A 23,217-nucleotide genomic window follows, 5' to 3' on the forward strand; every position below is an offset into this window, starting at 1 on the left:
ACCAGCCACCGGCGTCCTGCAGACGGACAAGCTGATCAAGCCCGACGGCGAGAGCGGACCAAAATACCCTCATGCAACGTGACCTGCGACTGACCGCGGTAGGCCGCCGCTACGGCATCCGCGGCCCCTGGGTGTTACGAGGCGTCGACCTCACCGTCACCCCCGGAACCCTCACCCGCATAGAAGGAGCGAACGGCACCGGAAAGTCCACCCTGCTCCGCCTCCTCGCCCGCCTCGACGCGCCGACGGAGGGCCGCGTCACCGGCCGCCCCCGCACGGCGTACGTACCGGAACGCTTCCCCTCGGCCCTCCCCTTCACCACCCTCGGCTATCTCACCCGCCTCGGCACGGTGCACGGCCTGAGCCGCCGGACGGCACAACGCGCCGCAGGAACCTGGCTGGAGCGCTTCGGCGCCGGGGCCCACGCCGGTACGCCCATGGCGCAGCTGTCGAAGGGCAGCAGCCAGAAGGTGGCCGTCGCGCAGGCCCTGCTCGGCGAGCCGGAGCTGCTGGTGCTGGACGAGGCGTGGACCGGCCTGGACGCGGCGGCGCGCGCCGAGCTGGAGCGGGCGGTGGCCGAGCGGACCGCCGCCGGGGGCGCCGTGGTCTTCGTCGACCACGACCCGCGCCGGCTGGCCGGGGCGCCGGACGCGACGTACACCGTGCTCGACGGCGGTCTCGAGCTCCGTACGGACTCCGGGAGTTCACCGGCGGGACCGCTCACCCTCGTCACCGTGCGCGGACCGGCCGGCGGGCAGCTGCCGCCCGACGCGGCCCGGACCGCTGCCTGTGCCGAGGAGACCGCTCCCGGCACCTACCGCCTCGGCGTCGCCGCCTCCCACTCCGACATCGTCCTGCACACCCTGCTCACGGCCCGCCCGCCCTGGCACGTGGTGAGCGTCACCCCGCCCCCCGACGACCCCGTACCGAACCCCGGAAACCGCCCATGACCGCACTTCTGCGCTACCAGGCCGACCTGCTGCTGCGCTCCCAGCGCTGGCTGCCGCCGGTGATCCTGTACGCCGCGTTCCTCGGGATCGGCGTGCAGAGCGGCCAGCCCGTCCTCGACTCGCTCGGCTACACGGCCGCCGGTCTGCTCCCGGTGGCCGCCTGGCTGGTGCGGATCTGTGTCACCGGCGAGCCGGACGCGGCCCGCGCCTGCGTCGCCGCCGCCCGCGGCCCCGTCCGGGCGCACCTCGCCTGTCTGCTGACCGCGCTGCTCGCGTCGGTGGCGCTCGGCGTGGTGGCGACCGTGGTGGTGACGCTGATCAGCGATCCGGCGAGCACCGGGCACCAGGTCCGCGTGCCCCTGCCGCGGGCGGGCGTGGCCGGACTGCCGGCCACGCTCACCTGCGCGCTGCTCGGCGCGGCCGTCGGCGCGCTCACCAACCGTCCGCTGTTGCGCTCCACCGGCCGCGCGGTGCCCGCGATGCTGCTGGGCGCGCTGCTGGCGGTGGTGCTCACCGGCTCCCCGGCGCAGGCCGCGGTCAGCGGCCTGGTCACCGGTTCGCGGACCGGCCGCGCACCGCTTCCGCTGCTGCCGCTGGCCGGCGCGGCCCTGCTCACGGCCGTGGCCTTCGCCGCGGCCGCGCGGCTCGCCGCCCGCCGGTCACCCTGAGCACGGCGGTGCCGGCGTACGGCGGCCCGTCAGCGGTGTCCGCCGGTCTCGGCGATCAGCTCGGAGACCTTCACGAACCGGTAGCCGCGCCTGCGCAGTTCCGGTACGACGGCACGGACGACCCGCTCGGTGGTCGGGGCGGCGCTGCGGGTGCAGTGCATGACGACCACCGAGCCGGGCTTCACCCCGTCCAGCACCTGCCGGGTCACGGCGTCGGCGTCGGTGGCGAACGCGTCGCCGCTCACCACGTCCCACTGCACCGCGGTCACCCCGAGCCCGCTCAGCGCGCGCAGCGCCCGCCGGTCGTAACAGCCGCCGGGGAAGCGGAAGTACGGCAGCGGGTGCGGCACGCCCGCCTTGCGCAGGGAGGCGTACGCCCGCTCCACGTCCGACCGCATCTTGCCGGCGTCGACGACCGGCAGGCCGTAGCAGTCGGCGGTGAACGCGTAGTGGCTGTAGGAGTGGTTGGCGACCTCGAACCGCGGGTCGTGTCCGAGGCTGCGGGCCTCGGTCGGGTACTCGTCGGCCCAGCGGCCGGTCATGAAGATCGTCGCCGGAACCTTCAGCGCGCGCAGGGCCCCGATGAGGTCCGGGTTGTCGAAGTGTTCGCCGGCGGCGGCGCGGGGCCCCTGGGCGGCGGTCATGTCGGCGTCGAAGGTCAACGCGACCGTCTTGCCCAGGGTGCGCGGGCCGTGCGCGAAGACCGGGGTCAGGCCGCCCGGGCCCGGGGCCAGCACGGGCGGGCGCGAGACGGGCGGGGAGATGGCGGCGGGGGAGGGGGCCGGGGCCTGACGGACACTGCCCGCGGGACCCGCGCCACCACAGGCGGCGAGAGCCGCGCCCAGGACACAGACGGCGGTGATACGGCGTACGCGTGGGGTCACCGTATGAACGTAGGACTGAAAGGCCGGTTGTATGGTGATATGCCCGGTGTTGCGGCGGTGGGGTCACCCGCGCGGCCTCACAGGTCACGGCGCGGAAGCGGCCGTACCGCCGGGCCCTGGAGCACCGTGCCGTCGACGTCGAAGCGGGAGCCGTGGCAGGGGCACTCCCAGGCGCGTTCGGCCCGGTTGAAGGCGACGAGACAGCCGAGGTGGGTGCAGCGGGCCGAGACCGCGTGCAGGGCGCCCTCCTGGTCCCGGTGCACCGCGAGCCGGCCGCCGTCCGCCCGGACCACCGCCCCGTCGCCGGGCGCCAGGTCGTCCACCGAGGCGGGCGGTTTCAGCCGGTCGCCGACGAAGTGCCGGGCCACCTCCGCCTGTGTCCTCAGCAGCGACGGCGCCTCGCGCACCACCGACTTCAGCCGCCGCGGGTCGTACAGCTCGCGCCAGGCGCAGTCCCGCCCGGTGATCAGCGCGGTCAGCAGCAGCCCGGCCATGATGCCGCCGCTCAGTCCCCAGCCGCCGAACCCGGTGGCGACGTAGGTGTGCCGGGCGCCCGGGTGGAAGGGGCCGACCAGCGGCACGGTGTCGGTGGAGTCGTTGTCCTGGGTGGCCCAGGCCTGGTCCAGGTCCACACCCGGGAAGTGCTCCTCGGCCCAGGCGGCGAGGCCGGCGAAGCGGGCCCGCACACCGCCGGTGCCGGGCGTGAAGTGCTCCCCGGTGACGACCAGCAGCCGCTGCCCGTCCGCCCCGTACGGAGCCGTGCGCACCGAGCGGGTGTTCTCCTCCGGCGTGATGTACATGCCCTGCGGATCGGGTCCCTCGCCCAGCGGGCCCGCGACGACCAGTTCCCGGCGCGGGGAGAGCCGGGCGAACAGCAGGGCGCGGTCGAACACCGGGTAGTGGGTGGCGATCACGACGTCCCGGGCGGTGACCGTGTGGCCCGCCTCGGTCGTCAGGCGGCAGGGCTCGCCGCCCTCCTGCAGGCCGACGACCCGTGTCCGCTCGTACACCTGTCCGCCGCGCGCCACGAGGTCGTCGGTGATCGCCCGCAGGTACTTGACCGGGTGGAACTGCGCCTGCCCGGTCACCCGGACCGCGCCGGCCACCGGGAACGGCAGCCCGGTCTCCGTCGTGAACGCGGCCGGCAGCCCCGCCTCCCGTGCCGCCTTCGCCTCGGCCCGCACCTCGTCCACGCGCGACCGGTCCCGCACATAGGTGTACGCGTCCCGGGTCTCCCACTCGCAGTCGATGCCCAGCTCGGCCACCAGCGCCGCCGCGTGCTCGATCGCCTCCGACTGCGAGCGGGCGTACAGCCGCGCCCCCTCGGGGCCGCGGGTGCGCCGCAGCCGGTCGTAGACGAGGGTGTGCTGGGCGGTCAGTTTGGCCGTGGTGTGTCCGGTGACGCCGGCCGCCGCCCGCGCGGCCTCCAGCACCGCCACCCGCAGCCCGGCCCGGGCCAGTTCGTACGCGGTGCTCAGCCCGGCGATGCCCGCGCCGACGACGGCCGCCTCCACGTCCAGGTCCTCGCCCAGTGCGGGAAGGGACGGCCCCGGTGCGGTCCGGAGCCAGTACGCGTCGGTGATGTGCGGCTGCGTCTGCATGGCCGCCGGGTACCCGGCCGGGCGGGCCGCTCACCGTGTCCGCGCGGCGTCGTGACGCGGGGTGGTCCAACGGGCGCGGCGACCTCACGCGCGCCTGCGCATGCTCCACCGTGCATGCCGTGCGTGCGTGAGGTCGCCACACATTCCATGCCGGCGGTGGGTGTGGCGGCCGGTCCACCGGAAGTCCGGCCTGCCACCGCTGTCCGCCGTCATGGGGTCCGAACCGGCCTGTTACCTTCCGGCGCTGTTGTTGCAGCCCATGGTCGAGCCGATGTGGGTGGCCTGGGCACCCGGGTCGCCCTCGCCGTTGAGCGCGTTGCCCAGCAGACCGTTGAGGATGCCGACCTCGCCCAGGACGTCGAGGTTCAGGTCGTGGTCCTTGCAGTTGGAACTCTGCATGACGTGGCCCTCGTCGTCGTGTCCACCACCGGCGTAGGCGGGGCCGGCGGGCAGGAGGCTCACGCTGCCGAGGGCCGCGACCACGACGGCGGCCTTGCGAAGTCTGTGCATGTCATCTCCATGGTGTGATGTGGATGCGGTGCGCAACGGATCGACCGCTTACAGTTATGGAGATTAGTAGGAAAATAGTGCGTAACGGGCAGCGGCGCGCCGGTTTCATGATCTAGCGGCCGTACGAGTCCGCTTCACGCGCTGAGCGCACGTCAGGTGTCCTTCAGCAGCCGTTCCCGGCACTCCGCCACGTCGAAGCCGGGCTTGGGGCACCGCGGGTCGAGTTCCTCCAGGTGCTCCAGGAGCAGGCGGCCGACCGCCCAGTTCCGGTACCACTTGCGGTCCGCCGGGATCAGGAACCAGGGCGCGTACGGCGCCGCGCAGCGCTCCAGGGCCAGCTCGTACGCCTCCTGGTAGGCGGGCCACAGGGCGCGCTCGTCGATGTCGCCGGGCGTGAACTTCCATCGTTTGCCGGGGCGTTCCAGACGGCGCAGCAGCCGGCGCCGCTGCTCCTCGCGGGACAGGTGGAGGAAGCACTTGATCAGGGTCACGCCGTCCTCGGCGAGGGACCGCTCGAAGTCGTTGATCAGGCCGTAGCGGCTGCCGATCTCGGCGGGGCGGGCGAGATGCCGGACGCGGGCGATGAGGACGTCCTCGTAGTAGGAGCGGTCGAAGATGCCGATCTCGCCCGGACGCGGCAGGACCGCGCGCACCCGCCACAGGAAGTCGTGCCGCCGCTCCTCCTCGGTGGGCGCCTTGAACCCGTGGATCCGGCAGCCGGCCGGGTTGAGCCGGCCGATGACGTGCTTGACCGTGCCGCCCTTGCCGCTGGTGTCCATGCCCTGGAGCACCAGCAGCACCCGCCGCCGGTCCCCCGCCGTGCTCGACGCCCACAACCGCATCTGCAGCTCGGCCAGCCGTTCTCCGGTACGCGCGGTGTCCTTCAGGGCCGCCCTCTTCCCGCCGGGTGCACCGGGAGTGGTCCGGGTGCCGTACGCGCCCAGGTCGACCGGCTCACCGGGCGGGAGACACAGCGCCTCTCGCAGGTCCCTGTCGTTCTTCTTCGTCACGGTGCCTCTTCCCTGCGGACCCCCGAGTCCGGAAGACGGCCCGGCACGGCGTTATCCCCGGCCGTATCGGCCCGTCAGCGTGCCCAGGGCGAGCGTGTGCCCGGACAGCGCCCGCAGCACAACCGCCGGCGAGGCACCCGCGGCCGGCGGCAGACGGCGGTCCGCGGCGTACACCGTGAGGACATAGCGGTGCGGCCGGTCCCCGCGCGGCGGACAGGGACCGCCGTACCCGGTCTTCCCGAAGTCGTTGCGGCCCTCGGTCGCCCCCGGCGGATGCTCCCCGGCGGACAGCCGCGTGGTGTGCGGGTCGGCGTTCCACACCAGCCAGTGCGTGAACGTGCCGTGCGCGGCGTCGGCGTCCCGCAGCAGCAGGGCCAGCGAGGCCGTGTGCGCGGGTACGGCGCCGAAGGCCAGCGGAGGCGAGACGTCCGCACCGTCGCAGGTGTTCCGCCGCGGGATGGTGCCGCCGTCGGCGAAGGCCGTACTGGTGACGGCAAGCCGGCGGGCGGCGGAGGGGGAGGGGGAAGGTGCGGCGGCCGGCGTGCCGCCGTCCCCGCAGCCCGCCACGAAGGCCGTCGCGGCCACGGCGATCACCCAGCTCCTGCGCATGCCCGGCACGCTATCCGGACGGCAGCTCCCCGTCGTCGTCCGGCACGCTCTGCTGCTCGCCTTTCTCCAGGCGTAGTTCCCCGTCACCGTGCGGCCCCGCCTGCCGGTTGCCCCGCTCCAGGAAGTGCAGCAGCTCCACCGGGATGGGCAGGACCAGCGTGGAGTTCTTCTCGGCGGACACCGCCATCACCGTCTGCAGCAGCCGCAGCTGGAGAGCGGCGGGGGTGTCGGCCATCTGCTGGGCGGCCTCGGCCAGCTTCTTGGAGGCCTGGAACTCGGCGTCCGCGTTGATGATCCGGGCCCGGCGCTCCCGGTCGGCCTCGGCCTGACGGGCCATGGACCGCTTCATCGTGTCCGGCAGCGAGACGTCCTTGATCTCCACCCGGTCGACCTGGATGCCCCAGCCGACGGCCGGGCTGTCGATCATCAGCTCCAGCCCCTGGTTGAGCTTCTCGCGGTTGGAGAGCAGATCGTCCAGGTCGCTCTTGCCGATGATCGACCTGAGGGACGTCTGGGCCATCTGTGAGACCGCGAACTTGTAGTCCTCGACCTTCACCAGCGCGCTCTCCGCGTCGACCACCTTGAAGTAGACGACCGCGTCCACGCGGACGGTGACGTTGTCACGGGTGATGCCCTCCTGGGCGGGAATCGGCAGCGTCACGATCTGCATGTTGACCTTCTGCAGCCGGTCCACGACGGGGATGATCAGCGTCAGGCCCGGCGACCGTATGTCACCCACGCGCCCGAGGCGGAACAGCACGCCCCGTTCGTACTGCTTGACCACGCGGGCCGCCATGGCCAGGTACACCAGTCCGGCGCACCCCGCCCCGACGATCGCTCCCAGCAGTTCCTGGACCATGATGACCTCCTCACCGAGAGGTCTGCGTTTGTCCGATGCTGTAACGATATGCCACTTCCGGGCGGACCGAGTCAGGGCGGTATCAGAGGGCCGGAGCCCCCTGATACCGCCACCGCGGGCGAGCTATCCCACCGGCACCGTCAGCCGCACCGGCTCCGTCCCCAGCGTGCTGTGCCGCTCGGCCCAGTTCTCCAGGGCCGTACGGCAGGCGTGGTCCAGATGGTGCAGGCCGGACAGGTCCAGGCGGACCGGGCGGTCCTGGGGCAGCGACTCCAGGCTGTCCAGGATCTTCGGCAGCCGTAGGAAGGTCGCGTTGCCCGTCAGGTGGACCTCGATCGGGCCCGCGCCCTTGTCGACGACCTCCAGCCTGATGTGCGAGGCCTGCCAGGCCGTCTTGACCACGGCCATCGCCAGGCCGATCAGCACGCCCTCGAACATGCTGACCGCCACGATCGAGACCGCCGTCGCCGCCAGGATCAGCGCCTCGCCCCGGTGCTCGCGCCACAGCACCGCCAGCGCCCGGACCGGGACCAGCTTGGCGCCCGAGTGGATCAGGATGCCCGCGAGGGCCGGGATCGGGATGTAGGCGAGCGCGTCCGGCAGCAGCGCGGCGAACAGCAGCAGCCACACGCCGTGCAGGACACGGGAGGCCTTGGTGCGGGCGCCCGCCTGGACGTTGGCCGCGCTGCGCACGATCACCGCGGTCATCGGCAGCGCACCGAGCAGCCCGCACACCGTGTTGCCGGCGCCCTGGGCGAGCAGTTCCCTGTCGTACTCGGTGCGCGGTCCGGTGTGCAGCCGGTCCACGGCGGCCGCGCTGAACAGCGACTCGGCGGACGCGATCAGCGTGAAGGCGACGACCGTGCCGAGCAGCCCGACGCCCGCCAGCTCGCCGAAGGCGCTGAGCGGCGGCGGCTGTACGGCCCCCAGCAGGCCCCGCACCTCGACCGTGGCGACCGGCAGGTCCAGCGCGAACGCGGCCACCGTGGCGAGGCCGACCGCGGCCAGCGGGCCGGGCAGCGTGCGCACCCTCGCCGGGACGTGCTTCCACAGCAGCAGCACCGCGATCGTGCCCGCGCACACCGCGAGCGAGGCCGCTGCCCTGCCGTTGCCGAGGGCGTCCAGGAACGCCCCGGGCAGTCCGGCGATCTTGCCCAGGCCGGAGTCGGGGGCCTTGGCGGCCAGCGCCGGGTACAACTGCCCGGCGATGAGCACCAGTCCGATCCCGGCCAGCATGCCCTCGACGACGGAGACCGAGATGGCGCGGAACCAGCGGCCCAGCCTCAGCAGGCCCATCGCCACCTGGAGGAGTCCGGAGGCGAGCACGATCACGCCGAGTGCCGGCAGCCCGAACTCCCTGACCGCCTCGAGGACGAGCACGGTCAGGCCGGCCGCCGGCCCCGACACCTGCAGGCTGCTGCCGCGCATCAGTCCGGTGACGAGGCCGCCCACGATGCCGGTGACCAGGCCTAGTTCGGCCGGGACACCGGAGGCGACGGCCACGCCCACGCACAGCGGCAGCGCGACAAGGAAGACGACGAGGGAGGCGGCGAAGTCCTGCCGCAGATACGGGAACCGGGATATCAGGGTGGTGTTCTCACTGGTCATCGGCGCGCTCACAGGGACTCGAAGGTGTCGGTCTGCGGGCGGTGCGCCCGTACGGCGCCGGTGTGCACCTCGTAGTACCAGGCGTGCAGCCGGAGTTGACGCCCCGTCAGCTTGCGCTCGACGCACGGGTACGAGCGCAGCCGCAGCAACTGGGTCAGCACATGGGCCCGCACGCCCTCGGCGACCTCTGGGTCCTCGGCCTGGCCGGCCGGGCGCGGGGTGGCGTGCGCGAGCCAGTCGCGTACGGCGGGTACGGCGTCGAGGTCGTCGCCGCGGACCAGCGCGCCGACGGCACCGCAGTGCGAGTGACCGCAGACCACGATGTCGCGGACGCCGAGCACCTCCACGGCGTACTCGATGGTGGCGGCCTCGCTGGTGGGGTGCTGTGAGGTGTGGGGCGGGACGATGTTGCCTGCGGTGCGCAGCTCGAAGAGCTCGCCGGGGCGGGCGCCCGTGATCAGGGCCGGGACGACCCGGGAATCGGAGCAGGTGATGAACAGCACCTGCGGGGACTGGCCTTCGGCGAGCCTGGCGAACTCCTCAGGGCGCTGTCCGAAGGTACGGGCGTTGTCGATGAGGGGCTGCATGTATGTGGTTCCTCCTGGCGCGCCTGAGCGGCGCGTCGGACTTGAACGACGGTTGTGTGTGTGGGGGGGAGAGAGAGAGGCGAGCGCCTGATCAGCAGCGGAAGACCTGAAGTGCTGCCGGGGCGTGGGCTCTGGAGGCTGTGGGAGCCGGGCCGTGCGCGGTGCCGGGTGTGTGTGAGGGGCCGGTACCGGCTGCCCGGCCGGGTATCAGCGGGTGGGGCCGCGCGCAGCGGGAGGCGGGGCCGCGGACCACGTCCGCCTCGTCGCCCACCGGCTGTTCGGACGACGTGGTTCCGGCCTCGGCGTTGGCCGTTGCTTCACTGAGGGTATGCGCAGGTGTGAAGGTTTCCGTGGGCCCCGAGAGCAGCAGGGCGAGCAGGGCGAAGGTCAGGGCCACGAGCACGGTCCGGGCCGTCGTACCTCGGAACATGCGCCCCCCTCCCGGAAGTCCACGTCTCTCGCGGGCGCCAAGCATTGGTCAATGCTTGGTCAAGAAACACATTAACCCTGCAAAGTCCTTTGCAGGGTTAACTGCGCGTTACGAGCACAAGAGAGCGTGAAAAGTGCCGGTCGCGTGGCGTGAACTCGCCCTTGACTAGGAGCCGACGAGTCCCTTCGCGTCGCGGGCCAGCGCGGTGAGCCGGGATATCGCGCGGAAGTACTTCTTGCGGTAACCGCCGTTCAGCATCTCCTCGCTGAACAGCCGGTCGAACGGCAGCCCCGAGGCCAGTACCGGGACCTCACGGTCGTAGAGCCGGTCCGCGAGCACCACGAGCCGCAGCGCCGTTGACTGGTCCGGCACCGGCCGCACATCGGTGAGGCACACCGCGCTCACCCCGTCGGTCAGCGCGCCGTACCGGCTCGGGTGGACCTTGGCCAGGTGCTCCAGCAGGTGCGGGAAGTCGTCCAGCGAGGCGCCCTCGGTGGCGTAGGCCGCCTTCGTCACCTCTTCGTCGGTGAAGGGCTGCGGCGCCTCGGGCAGGCCGCGGTGGCGGAAGTCCTCGCCGTCGATGCGCAGGGTGCGGAAGTGGGCCGACAGGCCCTGTATCTCGCGCAGGAAGTCGGCGGCCGCGAACCGGCCCTCGCCCAGCTTGCCCGGCAGCGTGTTGGAGGTGGCGGCGAGCGCCACGCCCGCCTCGACCAGCTTGCCGAGCAGGGTCGACACGAGGACCGTGTCGCCCGGGTCGTCCAGCTCGAACTCGTCGATGCACAGCAGGCGGTGGCCGGAGAGGGTCTGCACGGTCTGCCGGAAGCCGAGGGCGCCGACCAGGTTCGTCAGCTCCACGAAGGTGCCGAACGCCTTGAGCGCGGGCTCGGCCGGGGTGGCGTGCCACAGGGAGGCGAGCAGATGGGTCTTGCCGACGCCGTAGCCGCCGTCCAGATAGACGCCGCGCGGGCCGGCCGGGGCCTTGGGCGCCCTGGCCCTGCCGAAGCCGAGGAAGCCGCGCCTGCCGGCGCCGGAGGCGTGCGCCCCGCCGAGCCCGCCCGCGAAGCCCTCGAGCACCTGCACGGCCTCGCTCTGGCTGGGCTGGTTCGCGTCCGGTATGTACGTCGAGAAGCGGACCGAGTCGAAACGTGGGGGCGGGACCATCTCGGCGACCAGCCGGTCCGCGGGGACGTGCGGCTCGCGGGCGCACAGGGACAGGGGGCCCGCGTCGGTCAGAGGGCTGGATCCGGGGGCGGTGATGGAGGACGACACGGTTATCCATGCTAAGCGCCGTGTCACACTGCACGACATGCGACGCCTGTTCCCTGTGACCGACGAAACAGCAGCCCAGGCCTCCGGCGGGGCGGCCGAGAGAGAGGGGATGAGGGGGGTTTCCGGGGCGCGGGTGGCGCATGTGCCCGGTGGCGCCGGCGCCCACGTCGACCATGACGCCCACGTCGATCGCGAGTGGAGCCTCGCCGAACTGGCCGCCGCCTACGCCTACCCGGAGCCGCCGGGCGCCCCACGGCCGTGGCTGCGGGCCAACATGGTCTCCACGCTCGACGGCGCCGCCCAGCACGAGGGGCGTTCCCAGCCCATCTCCAGCGCCGCCGACATGCGGATCTTCGGCACGCTGCGGGCGCTCGCGGACGTGATCGTGGTGGGCGCGGAAACGGTACGCCAGGAGGGGTACCGCCCCGCACGTGCGCGTGAGGCGTTCGCCGAGGCCCGGGAGGCCGCCGGTCAGGGCCCGGCCCCGGCGATCGCGGTCGTCACCGCGAGCCTGGAGCTGGACTTCTCGCTCCCGCTGTTCACCTCACCCGTGGTGCCCACGCTGGTCCTGACCGGATCCGCGGCCGCCCCCGACCGTGTCGCCGCCGCCGAGAAGGCCGGCGCCCAGGTGCTGATCGCAGGCGAGGGCAGCGGTGTCGACCCCGTGCGGCTGGTGCGTGCCCTGGCCGGCCTCGGGCACACCCGGCTGCTCGCCGAGGGCGGTCCCCGGCTGCTCGGTCAGCTGGTCGCCGCCGAGGTGCTGGACGAGCTGTGCCTGACCCTGTCGCCCACGGTCACCGCGGGTGACGCGCAGCGCATCGCCGGGGGGCCCTCGGTCGTCGTGCCGCACCGGTTCGAACTCGTGTCGGTTCTTGAAGACGCCGGATTTCTGTTCGGTCGTTACCGTCGGTCCTGAAAACAGCGGAATATGCCGTTCCGTTTAGCTTCCGGAGGGCAGACTTGGTCCGGCACAATCCGTGCGATCACGGGGCAGGATGGTTTCCGCAGGGGCCTTGTCAGGGCCCACGGAGGAGAAGAGGCGTTTGGTGTTCACCAGCGTTCTGATGATCGAGAAGGCTTTGACGTCCGCCGACGTGGAGTTCGTCACCACCTTGCACGGAGACGAGCCGGTCGCGTTCCACGTGCTCCTCCAGCCGCGCGGCGACCAGGCGGACCGCCTGCTGCGGGCCATCGACGACATCGCGCTCGGCGAACTCGACGAGGCGGTCCGCGAACACGAGACGCCCGAGGGCGAAGACGCCAGGAGCGTCGGACAGCAGGCCCTGGACGTGTCGGTGCAGGCGCTGCGGGCCGCCGGGAGCCAGGCGGAGGGGCAGATGGTGGAGGACCATCCGCTGGACGCGCTGAAGTCCCTCGTCGCCGAGGTGGAGGCGGACGAGGTGATCGTGCTCACCGACCCCCACTACGTGGAGGAGTTCTTCCACCGCGACTGGGCCTCCCGGGCGCGGCACAAGGTGGGGGTGCCGGTGCTGAAGCTGTTCTCGCACAGCAAGGCGTAGCGCCGCTGCCGTTGCCGCACCGCAAACACCCCCGGTACTCCGCCGACACTGCTGCTGCTCCTGGTACCCCTCGTACTCCTCGTACTCCTCGTACTCCTCGTACTTCTCGTACTTCTCGTACTCCTCGTACTCCTTTGAACTCCTCGTACTCCTCGGTGCCCCTAGTGCTCCGCCCGGCTCCTCGCCTCGGCCTCGGCCATGGTCCGGGCCTCCGTCTCGGCCAGGGCGATGGCCACGCCGAAGGCCTGCGCGATGTGGCTCGCGGCCGACATGACGCGCGCCGTGCCGACCACGGGGGCGATCGCGACCAGGACGTCCTGGAGCTGTTCCACGGTCAGCTCCGCCTGGATCGCGGGATCGACGTGTGCGAGGTAGGACACCGGCGGGGCGTCCATGGCCACGAGCGCGGCGATGCGGGTCAGGATGAGCGTGCGCTGGTCCAGACCGCACCGTTCGATGGAGTCGATGGTCATGGCGGCGAGTGTGTCGAGGACGGGAGCCTGCGATGTGCTGGCCATGTCCGACCGCCCTTCCTGGCGTGCCGACTGCTTGCCCGGTCACCGTAGGAGCCCGCCGCGCCTGCTCGCCTCACCCCTGCCGGGTGAAGGCAGGCCGCGGCCCCGGATGGTGCGATACCGGCATGAGCGGGACCGAGGACCGGCCGGCCGCGCCGGCGCCGAGGAGCCGGCCGGGTGCGGACGGCCTCGAACGGGCCGTCGCCACGGGTGTCACACGCGTGGTCGTGGGCCTCGCCGACATGGCCGCGCAGGCGGTCACCGCGGCACGCCCGCGGTCGCTGCAACCGCCGGGCGGCTCGGCGTCCCTGCCGGACGCCGTGCTCGGGCTCGCCCTCGCGGCCCAGCGCCGATCGGTGTCCGCCGCCCTGGAGACGGCCGACCGGGCCGGGCGCTGGGCGCGTGCCGCGACCTGGGCGTTCGTGCCGCCGGCCGTACGGGGCGCGGTGGTCCGCCGGATCCGCGTCTGGGGTGCGCGGGGAGCGCTGGAGCGGGCCCAGGCGCGGCAGGAGGCGCGCTCCGTCGCGCGGGCGCTCGTCCGGACCCTGACGGCGGCCGTGGTGGACGAGATCGACCTCGACGCCGTGGCCGACCGGCTGGACGTCGACCGCGTTGCCCGCCGCATCGACCTGGACGCCGCACTGGCGCGCGTGGACCTGGACGCGGTTCTTGCCCGGGTCGATCTCGACGCCGTCCTCGACAGGGTCGACTGGGACGCCGTCCTCGCCCGGGTCGATTGGGACGCCGTCCTCGCCCGCGTTGACGTGGACGCGCTCCTTGCCCGTGTCGATGTGGATGCGCTCGTGAGCCGTGTCGATGTGGACGCCGTGCTGGCGGGCGTGGACCTCGATGGGGCTCTTGCCCGGGTCGATCTCGAGGCCGTGCTTGCCCGGGTCGGCTGGGACGCCGTCCTTGCCCGTGTAGACGTGGACGCTGTCCTTGCCCGTGTAGACGTGGACGCCCTCCTGGCCCGGATCGACCTGGACGCCGTCCTCGAGCGCGTCGACCTGGACGCGATGGCGGACCGGGTGGACGTCGGCCGGGTGGCGCGGCGGGTCGATCTCGACGCGGTGCTGGCCAGGGTGGATCTGGTGAGCTGGGCCGAGCGGGTGCTCGAAGAGCTGGACGTCGGGCGGATCGTCAGGGACACGGGCGGCAGCATCACGGCGGAGACGCTGGACGCGTTCCGGGAGCGGAACGCCCGTGCCGACGGGCTCGTGGACCGGATGACCGACCGGCTGCTGCATCGCGACGGGCCGGACGGGGCCCCGCGGGCGGGCAGGCGGAAGAAGGCGTCATGACCTCGGTGGCCCGTCCTCGGGACCCGGTGGCCGTCCAGGGGCGGCCGGCCGGGATCGTCACGCGCCTGGTGGCGGCCGGCGTCGATCTGCTCGTGGTGCTCGCGACGGTCGCGGCCCTGGACCTCGGCTACGCGGCGCTGAGGTATTTCCTGCTCGGGCCGCCGTTCCTCCTGCCCGACCTGGGCCCGTGGGGCGCCGCGGGATTCGGGGCCGCCCTCACGACCGGCTATCTCGGGGTCAGCTGGGGCACGGCCGGGCGTACCGTCGGCGACCATGTGATGGGCGTACGGGTGACGAGCCGGTCGGGGGACATGCTCACCCCTGTCGCCGCGGTGCTGCGGGCCGTCCTGTACGTGATCTTCCCGCTCGGCCTGCTCTGGGTGGCCGCCGGCCGGCGCCGGGCCTCCGTGCAGGACCTCCTGGTCCACAGCGTCGTGCTGTACGACTGGTACGGCCACGCCGGGACCGCCGCGGTCCGTCCGCACGCCTGAGCCGGCGGACCGGTGAGGTCCGGGTCGTTCCCCGGTCCGCGCGGCCGGCCCAGGGGCGCAGCTCCACCCGGATGTGCGGCGACGCCGACCGTCCGGGTCGGCCCCGTCAGGATCCGGTGCACCGCCTCCACCACGAGCGGCGCCGTGCCGGCGCAGATGTCCGGCCCTGGGTCACGGCACGCCGTTCCGCGCCGCCGGAGCGGACCACGACGTCGACGAGGAAGGTCAGCGCGGACCGCCCGCGTGCGCCGACCGCCACCGGGGCCGGTGGGTCCGGGTCCGCCAGGTCTGCATTCCCCGTTCCCCGATGACCGGCCGGTGCCCCGGTGGGCCGGGAAACTCCCAGTTCAGCGTGGGCGCGCCGGCGTCCGGGTACTCCAGCTGGCCGGCGGCGCGGGTCCCGGCGGTGGGGTGCCGGCCGCTCAGCCCGTGGGCGACATGCGCCGCGTCGGCCGTCGCCCGGTCGTCCACGGCCCCGTGACCAGCAGGTCGCCGAGGTCGCCCAGGTCGCCGTAGCAGGCGGATCTCGGCCGCCACGTCCACATAGGGGACCCGGCATAGGGGACCCCGGCGCGCACGCGGCCTCCATCAGGGGAGCGGCCGCCGAGGCGAAGGGGCCGGCGCAGTCGAGGAACTTCCGGAGACCACCGGCCCGGCACCCGTATCGAGGCCATCGCAACGGCCACCGGCATGGACACGGCCACGACGCTGCGCCGCCACTTCCACCGCACGGTCGGCGTGCCCCCGGACACTTAAGGCGCACCTTCCGCCCATGCACCCCGGAGCCGGGCGGGCCGAGGCCCGGCGTCATGCCTCGCCCCTTGCACGGGGCCCGGCGTCCGAGCGCATAGGCTAGGGCCCGCTCAGCCTGTACCGGAATCTTGGGGAGAACCACATGGCACCCGGCCTTCCTACCGCCATGGACCGACCGCACTTCATCGGCATCGGCGGCGCCGGGATGTCGGGGATCGCCAAGATCCTCGCGCAGCGCGGGGCCAAGGTCGCGGGCAGCGACGCCAAGGAGTCGGCGACCGCCGAGGCGCTGCGGGCGCTCGGCGTGACCGTGCACATGGGGCACGCCGCCGAGCACCTCGCCGACGACGCGAGCTGTGTCGTCGTGTCCTCGGCGATCCGCAAGGACAACCCCGAGCTGGCCCGGGCGGCCGAGCTGGGCATCCCCGTGGTGCACCGCTCCGACGCGCTCGCCGCGCTGATGGAGGGGCTGCGCCCGATCGCCGTGGCCGGCACCCACGGCAAGACGACGACCACCTCGATGCTGGCCGTCTCCCTCACCGAGCTGGGCCTGAAGCCGTCGTACGCCATCGGCGGCGACCTGGACGCGCCCGGCTCCAACGCGCTGCACGGCGAGGGCGACATCTTCGTCGCCGAGGCGGACGAATCGGACCGCAGCTTCCACAAGTACGCGCCCGAGGTCGCCATCGTCCTCAACGTCGAGCTGGACCACCACGCCAACTACGCCTCGATGGACGAGATCTACGAGTCCTTCGAGACCTTCGCCGGGAAGATCGTCCCCGGCGGCACGCTGGTGATCTCCGCCGACCACGAGGGTGCGCGGGAGCTGACCCGGCGGCTGGCGGGTTCGGTGAGGACGGTGACGTACGGCGAGGCCGAGGACGCCGACGTACGGGTGCCGTCGATCGTCCCGCAGGGGCTGAAGAGCCAGGTCACCGTGGTCCTGGACGGGCAGGAACTGACCTTCACGGTCTCCGTGCCCGGCCGCCACTACGCCCTCAACGCCGTCGCCGCGCTCACCGCCGGTGCGGCCCTCGGCATCCCGGCCGACGGGCTGGCGCCCGCGCTCGGCGCCTACACCGGCGTCAAGCGGCGCCTGCAGCTCAAGGGCGAGGCCGCCGGGGTGCAGGTCATCGACTCCTACGCCCACCACCCCACCGAGATGACCGCCGACCTGGAGGCCATGCGCGCCGCCGCCGGAGACTCCCGGATCCTCGTCGTCTTCCAGCCGCACCTGTTCTCCCGCACCCAGGAGCTGGGCAAGGAGATGGGCCAGGCCCTCGCCCTCGCCGACGCGTCCGTGGTGCTGGACATCTACCCCGCCCGCGAGGACCCGATCCCCGGCGTGACCAGCGAGCTGATCATCGAGGCCGCGCGCGCCGCCGGCGCCGACGTCACCGCCGTCCATGACAAGGCCGCGATCCCCGCGGTGATCGCGGGAATGGCGAAGCCCGGTGATCTCGTTCTCACCATGGGCGCGGGCGACGTGACCGACCTGGGCCCGCTGATCCTGGACCGCCTGTCGCAGTAAAGGGGCTGAGGCTCATGTCGTACGACGTCGAGAAGCCGGACGAGCAGTGGCGCGCGGAGCTGAACCCCGCCGAGTACGCCGTGCTGCGCCAGGCCGCCACCGAGCCGGCCTTCACCGGTGAGTACACCGACACCAGCACCAAGGGTGTCTACTCCTGCCGGGCCTGTGGCGCCGAACTGTTCACGTCCGACACGAAGTTCGCGTCGCACTGCGGCTGGCCGTCCTTCTACGACCCGAAGGACACCGACGCGGTGGAACTGGTCGAGGACCGCTCGCACGGCATGGTCCGCACCGAGGTGCGCTGTGCCCGCTGCGGCTCCCACCTCGGGCACGTCTTCGAGGGGGAGGGGTATCCGACCCCGACCGACCAGCGGTACTGCATCAACTCCATCTCGCTGCGGCTGGCGCCCGCCGAGGACTGACCCGTCCTTGATCCCCGCCCGGATCGATCGACACTCCGAATCTGGCAAAAGGCATCCTCGACAGGGCTCGTCCGGTCGAAGATGAACGCCATCGGATACCGGAGCGGGGCTCAGGTTCTGTTCTCGGCCTGCCGAGGGCGCTGGGACGGATGAGGTCGGTGCCCGACTTGCTCCGGTTTGAGATTCTGTGAGGGTGTTGGGTGTGGCGCGCTGGATCCAGTCCCGTCGCAGGCCTGTGCCCGCCGACAGCGGCCGCCACCGCGCGGACGAAGCCGGGCACGAGTCGACGGCGATATCCGCGCGGGCCGGTGATTCCCCGGATGCGGCGGGTTCCGCTGATGCCGCGGGCTCGGCGGATGCCGTGGGCCCGGCTGAGGCGGCGGAGGGCGCCCCGGACGTCGATGCCGTGGCGGCCGGTGGCGCACCGCTGAGCCTGCTGCGGGACGCGCTGGCCGCGATCGGCACGACCCTCGACGAGGCCACGACCTGCGCCGAGCTGACCCGGATCGCCGTACGGCTGGCCGGCGGCACGGCCGCCGTGCTGCGCCGGACCGGCCAGACCATATCCGGATACGAGGCGATCACCGGGGACGCTGACGCGCTGCCCGACGCCCGGTGGGCCACCGCGGCGGCCCGCGAGGCGGAGACACCGGCGCTCGGCGCACAGCCCGAGCCCTGGCTGGAGTACCCGGGCGCCCCCCGCACCCGGATCGCGCTGTGCACACCGCTGACCAGCGGCGAGGAGGGGTACGGCGTCCTGGTGTGGGCCCGCTCCGGGCAGCCGCTGCGCCGCGCCGAGGCCGAGCTGCTCAGCCTGCTCGCCGAGCGCGCCGCCTCCCACATCCGGCACGCCCGCGCCTACGCGAGCATCAACCGCACCGCCGGCGACCTGCAGCGCGCCCTGCTCGCCGAGCCCGGCCGCCCGCACCCCAACCTCGACATCGCCATCCGGTATCTGCCGGCCGGCGGCGGCGTGCTGGTCGGCGGCGACTGGTGCGAGACCGTACGGCTGCACTTCGGGCGGACCCTGCTGGTCGTCGGCGACGTGATGGGCCACGGCCTGGAGGCCGCCGTCGACATGAGCGCCTACCGCTCCTCCCTGCGTTACATCGCCTCCGCCGACCTTCCCCCGCACCGGGTGCTGCGGCAGATGGACGAGATAGCCTCCCGCGAGTCCGACCTCAGGCCCGCCACCTGCCTGCTCGCCCGCGTCGACCCGGGCCGCCACCAGGTCACGCTGGCCAGCGCCGGGCATCTTCCGCCCGTGCGCATCACCTCCGGCGGTGAGGCCTCCATGGTGCCGGTCCCCGTCGGCCCGCCGTTGGGCACCGGGCTCGGTGGCTATGAGTCGGCCACGCATCCGCTGGCCGAGGGGGAGACGCTCGTGCTGTTCACCGACGGGCTGGTGGAGCGGCGGGGTGAGGACATCGACCGGTCTCTGGAGCGGCTGTCCGCGGTTCGCTTTCCCGGCGGGGACGGGCTGGAGGACGTCCTGGACATCATCCTCGGCCGGCTGGACGCGCGGCATGCGGAGGACGATGTCGCCGCGCTGGCCTGCCGGCCGCATACCCGACAGGGCCCGGTTTCGTCGTAGGGGTGCTCTGCGTTCGCGGGTGCGGCTGCGGCTGCGGCGTGGCTTGTCGCGCCCACACGGCGGAGCCGCATGCCGGTACAGCCCCGTGCCCCTTCACCGACCCCCGTCCACCCGTCCGGCTCAGCCGGAGCTGCCGGCCGCCGCCGGCCACATCAATACTCGAGTGAAAGTCGTCCGACAGGAATACGTCAGCCATCCCGGGCGAAGCGCGTCATCCAGGACCCGATCAAGGAGCCGCGTCCGTGACGACCCTCCAGACACGTCCCGCACCCCCCACGACGATCCGCCCCCGGGTCGTGGCCCGTACCGGCCTGTACACGCTGCTGGCCGTCAACGCGGCTGTTGTGGCCTGGTTCTTCGTCCAGGCCGGATTCGCCTCGAACACCCTGATCGTGCTGGGCCGCCTCGCCGGCCTGTGCGGCGCCCTCCTCATGGCTTTCCAGCTGCTGCTGGTGGCCCGGCTGCCCTGGCTGGACCACCGGATCGGCATGGACCGGCTGACCTCCTGGCACCGCCGCACCGGCTTCGGCATCCTGTGGACCCTGCTCACCCACGCGGTGTTCATCACCTTCGGCTACGCCCAGGCGTCCTCGATGGACCCGGTGAACCAGCTCGTGAACCTCGCCGAGACCGTCGAGGGCGTGCTGCGCGCCATCGTCGCGCTCGCGCTGATCGTCCTGGTCGGCGCCGTCTCGGCCCGCTGGGCACGCCGCCGACTCGCCTACGAGACCTGGCACTTCATCCATCTGTACACCTACGCCGCCGTGGTCCTCGCCTTCACCCACCAGGTCGCGGCCGGTACGACGTTCACCTCCTCACCGACCGCGAGGACGTACTGGTACTCGGTGTGGGGCGCCGCCCTGGGCTCGGTCTTCGTCGGCCGGCTGGTGCTGCCGCTGTGGCGGAACCTGCGGCACCGGCTGCGGGTCTCGGCGGTCGTACCCGAGTCCGACGACGTCGTCTCCGTCTACGTCACCGGCCGCCGCCTGGACCAGCTGCCCGCCCGCGCCGGTCAGTTCTTCCTCTGGCGGTTCCTCACCCGGGACCGCTGGTGGCAGGCCAACCCGTTCTCCCTGTCCGCCGCCCCCGACGGCCGCACGCTGCGCCTCACCGCCAAGGCGGTCGGCGACGGCAGCGCCGCCCTGCGGCAGCTCAAGCCCGGCACCCGCGTCTTCGCCGAGGGCCCCTACGGTGCCTTCACCACGCTGCACCGCACCCGCCCGGAGTCCGTGCTGATCGCCGGCGGTGTCGGCGTCACCCCCATCCGGGCGCTGCTGGAGGACCTCCAGGGCCACGCCGTGGTCATCTACCGGGTGGCCACCGACCGCGACGCCGTCCTCTACGACGAGCTGTGCGACCTCGCCCTCGCCAAGGGCGCCGAACTCCACCTGGTGACCGGCCCGGTCGTCCCCGACCGACTCGCCCCCGACGAACTGGCGCGGCTCGTCCCGGACATCGGGGCCCGGGACGTCTTCCTGTGCGGGCCGCCCGGCATGATGACCGCCGTGCTGCGCAGCCTGGCCGACCTGGGCGTGCCCAAGCGGCAGATCCACTTCGAGCGCTTCAGCCTCGCGGGCTGAGAGAGGGCGTTTGACCGTGAAGCGAGCCATTCCCGTCTTCGTCCTGACCGTCGCCGGACTGATACCGGTGTGGCGATACCACCCCTCGGCCGGGACCGTCGACACCGCACAGCCGGCGGCTCCGCCGACTCGAGTGCCGTCCGCCGCCGCCTCCTCGCCATCCGCGGCGTCTTCCGCGACCTCCTCGAAGGTGGTTGCGGGCACCGCGGTCAGCACCACGAAGGGCGTCTTCCAGGTGGAGGTGACCTTCCGGGGCGACCGGATCACCTCCGTGCGGATGCTCCAGGCGCCCCACCATCCGCAGACCCGGTGGGCCGTACCGGAGCTGGTCGCCGAGACGCTCAAGGCGCAGAGCGCCCACATCGACACGGTGTCCGGGGCCACGATCACGAGCCGGGGATACCGGGAGTCCCTCCAGGCCGCGCTCGACGCCAAGGGCTCCTGACGTGCGGCGGGTCGAGCACGTCATGGGGTTTCCGGTCTCACTGCGGATCGACGACGAGGGCGACTTCGGCGCGGCCGCGGACGAGGTCTTCGCCTGGCTGCGCCAGGTCGACGCCCGTTTCAGCCCGTTCAAGTCCGACAGCGAGGTCTCCCGGTACGGGCGCGGGGAGCTGGCGGAGGAGGAGCTGAGCGAGGACCTGGGGGAGGTCCTCGGCCTGTGCGAACGGTACCGGGCCGCCACCGGTGGTGCCTTCGACGTGCGGCTGCCCGGCCGGGGGTTCGATCCCTGTGCGGTGGTCAAGGGCTGGTCGGTGCAGCGGGCGGCCGGGCTGCTGGCGGCGGCCGGGGCGCGGCGGTTCTGCCTGAACGCCGGTGGTGACGTGGTGGTCTCCGGCGGGCCGTGGCGGGTGGGCATCCGGCATCCGGAACAGGCCGACCGGGTCTGTGCCGTGCTGGCGGTCACCGACGCGGCCGTGGCCACCTCCGGGCGGTACGAGCGCGGTGACCACATCCTCGACGGCCGCACGGGACGCCCCGCCACAGGGCTGTTCAGCCTCACCGTGGTGGCCCCGACCCTGACGGAGGCGGACACGACCGCCACGGCCGCCTTCGCGCTGGGCGCCGACGGGCCGGCCTGGGCCGCCGCCCGTTCCCGCTGCGAGGTGTTCGCGGTGGACACAGGACGGCGCGTGGTCCGCACCCCGGGACTGCCGGTCGCCTAGCCATTCACCCGCCAAAACGCTGAAACACTCGAGGTCTAGACTCTCCCCGCAACGGGCTGCGCAGCGACGACCGTGGCCGAAAGCGGGCGGAAATCCGCCAAACCCGAAGGGCATTCGGCGTTTTGATACGGATAGAGTCAGTCACGAAGCGGTATCCGGACGGCACGGTCGCGGTCGACCGGCTGTCGCTGGAGATACCGGACCGCGCGATCACCGTCCTCGTGGGCCCCTCCGGCTGCGGCAAGACGACGACCCTGCGGATGATCAACCGGATGGTGGAGCCCACCGAGGGCAGCATCCTCCTCGACGGCACGGACATCCGGCGACAGCCGGTCAACACCCTGCGCCGTTCGATGGGTTACGTCATCCAGAACGCCGGACTCTTCCAGCACCGCACCATCCTCGACAACATCGCCACCGTGCCCCGGCTGCTCGGCTGGGGCAAGCAGAAGGCCCGCGCGCGAGCCGCCGAGCTGATGGAGCGGGTGGGGCTCGACACCGCGCTCGCCAAGCGGTACCCCTACCAGCTCTCCGGCGGCCAGCAGCAGCGCGTCGGCGTGGCCCGCGCGCTCGCCGCGGATCCGCCGGTGCTGCTGATGGACGAGCCGTTCTCCGCCGTCGACCCCGTGGTGCGCAAGGGACTTCAGGACGAGCTGCTGCGTATCCAGGACGAGTTGGGCAAGACCATCGTCTTCGTCACGCACGACATCGACGAGGCGATCAAGCTCGGCACGATGGTCGCCGTGCTGCGCACCGGCGGCCGGCTCGCCCAGTTCGCCCCGCCCGCCGAGTTGCTCAGCGCGCCCGCCGACTCCTTCGTGGAGGACTTTCTCGGCGCCGACCGGGGCATCCGCCGGCTGTCCTTCTTCCCGTCCGCCGGACTGGAGCTGCAGACCGAGCCGATCGTGGACATCGACGCCGACGCCGACCGGCTCGCCCCCCGCGCCGACGCCCCCTACCTCCTCGTCACCGACCCCGAGGGCAGGCCGCTCGGCTGGAGCGAGCCGGACCGGCTCACCGCCGGGGCTGTCGACCGGGCGCAACTCCTCGACCACGGGCGGCCGTTCGTGCCCGGCAGGGACTCGCTGCGCACCGCGCTCGACGGTGCGGTGCTCTCACCGACCGGCTGGGCCGTCGCGGTGGACGACGAGGGCCGCGCCGTGGGCGTCGTCTCCCAGCAGACCATCGGCGAGGCCATCCGCACAGCGCACAGCCGGGCCGCGGCCGGCACCGAGCCCGAGCGAGGCCGGATCCCGGACGACACCGGGACGGAGCGCGGTCAGGCCGAGACCGGCACCGATGCCGTACAGGACCGGGCCGAAGACGACGCCGATGCCGTGCAGGGCCGGTCGGTGGACG

Annotated in this window: 25 protein-coding genes and 1 pseudogene; 14 read left to right on the forward strand and 12 right to left on the reverse strand. The window is 72.8% G+C overall.

The features are described from left to right. Nucleotides 1–71 precede the first annotated feature (71 nt). Both ACWDEN_RS34625 and ACWDEN_RS34630 read left to right on the forward strand, forming a co-directional pair. A complete protein-coding gene (locus ACWDEN_RS34625) occupies nt 72–950 on the forward strand; it encodes an ATP-binding cassette domain-containing protein (protein ID WP_351613189.1) in 879 nt (292 codons plus the stop codon). Next, on the forward strand, nt 947–1,618 hold the full coding sequence (locus ACWDEN_RS34630) for an ABC transporter (protein ID WP_450861819.1): 672 nt from the start codon (nt 947–949) through the stop codon (nt 1,616–1,618). Before ACWDEN_RS34625 ends, ACWDEN_RS34630 begins: the two co-directional genes overlap by 4 nt. Nucleotides 1,619–1,647: 29 nt before the next feature. Here ACWDEN_RS34630 and ACWDEN_RS34635 read toward each other — a convergent pair whose 3' ends face one another. From ACWDEN_RS34635 to zapE, 10 genes are all read right to left on the reverse strand, one after another. Further along, on the reverse strand, nt 1,648–2,502 hold the full coding sequence (locus ACWDEN_RS34635) for a polysaccharide deacetylase family protein (RefSeq protein ID WP_351622410.1): 855 nt from the start codon (nt 2,500–2,502) through the stop codon (nt 1,648–1,650). A gap of 77 nt (nt 2,503–2,579) precedes the next feature. Continuing rightward, on the reverse strand, nt 2,580–4,103 hold the full coding sequence (locus ACWDEN_RS34640; RefSeq protein ID WP_450861821.1) for an FAD-dependent oxidoreductase: 1,524 nt from the start codon (nt 4,101–4,103) through the stop codon (nt 2,580–2,582). A 231-nt stretch (nt 4,104–4,334) separates the two neighbouring features. Then, entirely contained in the window at nt 4,335–4,613 is a 279-nt protein-coding gene (locus ACWDEN_RS34645) for a hypothetical protein (protein ID WP_351622416.1), read from the reverse strand. Between the two features lie 152 nt (nt 4,614–4,765). Next, nucleotides 4,766–5,623 (reverse strand): PPK2 family polyphosphate kinase, encoded by an 858-nt coding sequence (locus tag ACWDEN_RS34650; RefSeq protein WP_450861823.1) that lies wholly within the window; start codon nt 5,621–5,623, stop codon nt 4,766–4,768. Nucleotides 5,624–5,674: 51 nt separating this feature from the next. Continuing rightward, the gene (locus ACWDEN_RS34655) at nt 5,675–6,232 is read right to left on the reverse strand and encodes a YbhB/YbcL family Raf kinase inhibitor-like protein (protein WP_351622421.1); all 558 of its coding nucleotides are present in this window, start codon (nt 6,230–6,232) and stop codon (nt 5,675–5,677) included. A 10-nt stretch (nt 6,233–6,242) separates the two neighbouring features. Further along, nucleotides 6,243–7,091 (reverse strand): slipin family protein, encoded by an 849-nt coding sequence (locus tag ACWDEN_RS34660; RefSeq protein ID WP_351622424.1) that lies wholly within the window; start codon nt 7,089–7,091, stop codon nt 6,243–6,245. A 123-nt stretch (nt 7,092–7,214) separates the two neighbouring features. Beyond that, nucleotides 7,215–8,699, reverse strand: a complete 1,485-nt coding sequence (locus ACWDEN_RS34665) for a SulP family inorganic anion transporter (protein ID WP_450861825.1) — start codon at nt 8,697–8,699, stop codon at nt 7,215–7,217. A gap of 8 nt (nt 8,700–8,707) precedes the next feature. Then, nucleotides 8,708–9,286, reverse strand: a complete 579-nt coding sequence (locus tag ACWDEN_RS34670) for a carbonic anhydrase (protein ID WP_450861827.1) — start codon at nt 9,284–9,286, stop codon at nt 8,708–8,710. A gap of 91 nt (nt 9,287–9,377) precedes the next feature. Further along, a complete protein-coding gene (locus ACWDEN_RS34675; protein WP_351622432.1) occupies nt 9,378–9,716 on the reverse strand; it encodes a hypothetical protein in 339 nt (112 codons plus the stop codon). A gap of 165 nt (nt 9,717–9,881) precedes the next feature. Continuing rightward, entirely contained in the window at nt 9,882–10,985 is a 1,104-nt protein-coding gene (gene zapE, locus ACWDEN_RS34680) for a cell division protein ZapE (RefSeq protein ID WP_351622435.1), read from the reverse strand. 37 nt (nt 10,986–11,022) lie between these two features. Here zapE and ACWDEN_RS34685 point away from each other — a divergent pair, with 37 nt between their 5' ends. Both ACWDEN_RS34685 and ACWDEN_RS34690 read left to right on the forward strand, forming a co-directional pair. Beyond that, nucleotides 11,023–11,901 (forward strand): pyrimidine reductase family protein, encoded by an 879-nt coding sequence (locus tag ACWDEN_RS34685; RefSeq protein WP_450861829.1) that lies wholly within the window; start codon nt 11,023–11,025, stop codon nt 11,899–11,901. A gap of 130 nt (nt 11,902–12,031) precedes the next feature. Then, nucleotides 12,032–12,505: an indole-3-glycerol phosphate synthase gene (locus ACWDEN_RS34690; protein ID WP_351622441.1), complete on the forward strand. Its 474-nt coding sequence runs from the start codon at nt 12,032–12,034 to the stop codon at nt 12,503–12,505. 161 nt (nt 12,506–12,666) lie between these two features. Here the strand turns inward: ACWDEN_RS34690 and ACWDEN_RS34695 are convergent, their stop codons facing one another. Beyond that, a complete protein-coding gene (locus ACWDEN_RS34695) occupies nt 12,667–13,023 on the reverse strand; it encodes a carboxymuconolactone decarboxylase family protein (RefSeq protein ID WP_351622444.1) in 357 nt (118 codons plus the stop codon). A gap of 122 nt (nt 13,024–13,145) precedes the next feature. Between ACWDEN_RS34695 and ACWDEN_RS34700 the strand changes: the two genes are divergently transcribed. Both ACWDEN_RS34700 and ACWDEN_RS34705 read left to right on the forward strand, forming a co-directional pair. Further along, nucleotides 13,146–14,321 (forward strand): hypothetical protein, encoded by a 1,176-nt coding sequence (locus ACWDEN_RS34700; protein WP_450861832.1) that lies wholly within the window; start codon nt 13,146–13,148, stop codon nt 14,319–14,321. Then, complete coding sequence (locus ACWDEN_RS34705; protein WP_351619578.1) at nt 14,318–14,812, forward strand: RDD family protein; 495 nt, start codon at nt 14,318–14,320, stop codon at nt 14,810–14,812. Before ACWDEN_RS34700 ends, ACWDEN_RS34705 begins: the two co-directional genes overlap by 4 nt. A gap of 225 nt (nt 14,813–15,037) precedes the next feature. Here ACWDEN_RS34705 and ACWDEN_RS34710 read toward each other — a convergent pair whose 3' ends face one another. Next, nucleotides 15,038–15,283, reverse strand: a complete 246-nt coding sequence (locus tag ACWDEN_RS34710) for a hypothetical protein (protein WP_450861834.1) — start codon at nt 15,281–15,283, stop codon at nt 15,038–15,040. A 192-nt stretch (nt 15,284–15,475) separates the two neighbouring features. Between ACWDEN_RS34710 and ACWDEN_RS34715 the strand changes: the two are divergent. The 8 genes and pseudogenes from ACWDEN_RS34715 to ACWDEN_RS34750 form a co-directional block, all read left to right on the forward strand. Then, nucleotides 15,476–15,663, forward strand: a pseudogene (locus tag ACWDEN_RS34715) (hypothetical protein); the annotation flags it as partial. 44 nt (nt 15,664–15,707) lie between these two features. Beyond that, entirely contained in the window at nt 15,708–17,096 is a 1,389-nt protein-coding gene (gene murC, locus ACWDEN_RS34720) for a UDP-N-acetylmuramate--L-alanine ligase (RefSeq protein ID WP_450861836.1), read from the forward strand. 14 nt (nt 17,097–17,110) lie between these two features. Beyond that, nucleotides 17,111–17,518 carry a peptide-methionine (R)-S-oxide reductase MsrB gene (gene msrB / locus ACWDEN_RS34725; protein ID WP_450861838.1) on the forward strand — a complete coding sequence of 136 codons (408 nt, stop codon included), beginning with the start codon at nt 17,111–17,113 and terminating at the stop codon, nt 17,516–17,518. Nucleotides 17,519–17,720: 202 nt separating this feature from the next. Continuing rightward, nucleotides 17,721–19,112 (forward strand): PP2C family protein-serine/threonine phosphatase, encoded by a 1,392-nt coding sequence (locus tag ACWDEN_RS34730; protein ID WP_450861840.1) that lies wholly within the window; start codon nt 17,721–17,723, stop codon nt 19,110–19,112. Between the two features lie 242 nt (nt 19,113–19,354). Continuing rightward, complete coding sequence (locus ACWDEN_RS34735) at nt 19,355–20,692, forward strand: ferredoxin reductase family protein (RefSeq protein WP_450861842.1); 1,338 nt, start codon at nt 19,355–19,357, stop codon at nt 20,690–20,692. A gap of 16 nt (nt 20,693–20,708) precedes the next feature. Further along, the gene (locus ACWDEN_RS34740) at nt 20,709–21,137 is read left to right on the forward strand and encodes an FMN-binding protein (protein ID WP_450861844.1); all 429 of its coding nucleotides are present in this window, start codon (nt 20,709–20,711) and stop codon (nt 21,135–21,137) included. Between the two features lies 1 nt (nt 21,138). Next, nucleotides 21,139–21,858, forward strand: a complete 720-nt coding sequence (locus ACWDEN_RS34745) for an FAD:protein FMN transferase (RefSeq protein ID WP_450861845.1) — start codon at nt 21,139–21,141, stop codon at nt 21,856–21,858. A gap of 122 nt (nt 21,859–21,980) precedes the next feature. Beyond that, nucleotides 21,981–23,217, forward strand: a 1,237-nt coding sequence (locus tag ACWDEN_RS34750) for an ABC transporter ATP-binding protein (protein ID WP_450861847.1), incomplete at its 3' end; no start/stop codon positions are given.

It is taken from the genome of Streptomyces sp. NPDC001153, assembly GCF_053598315.1.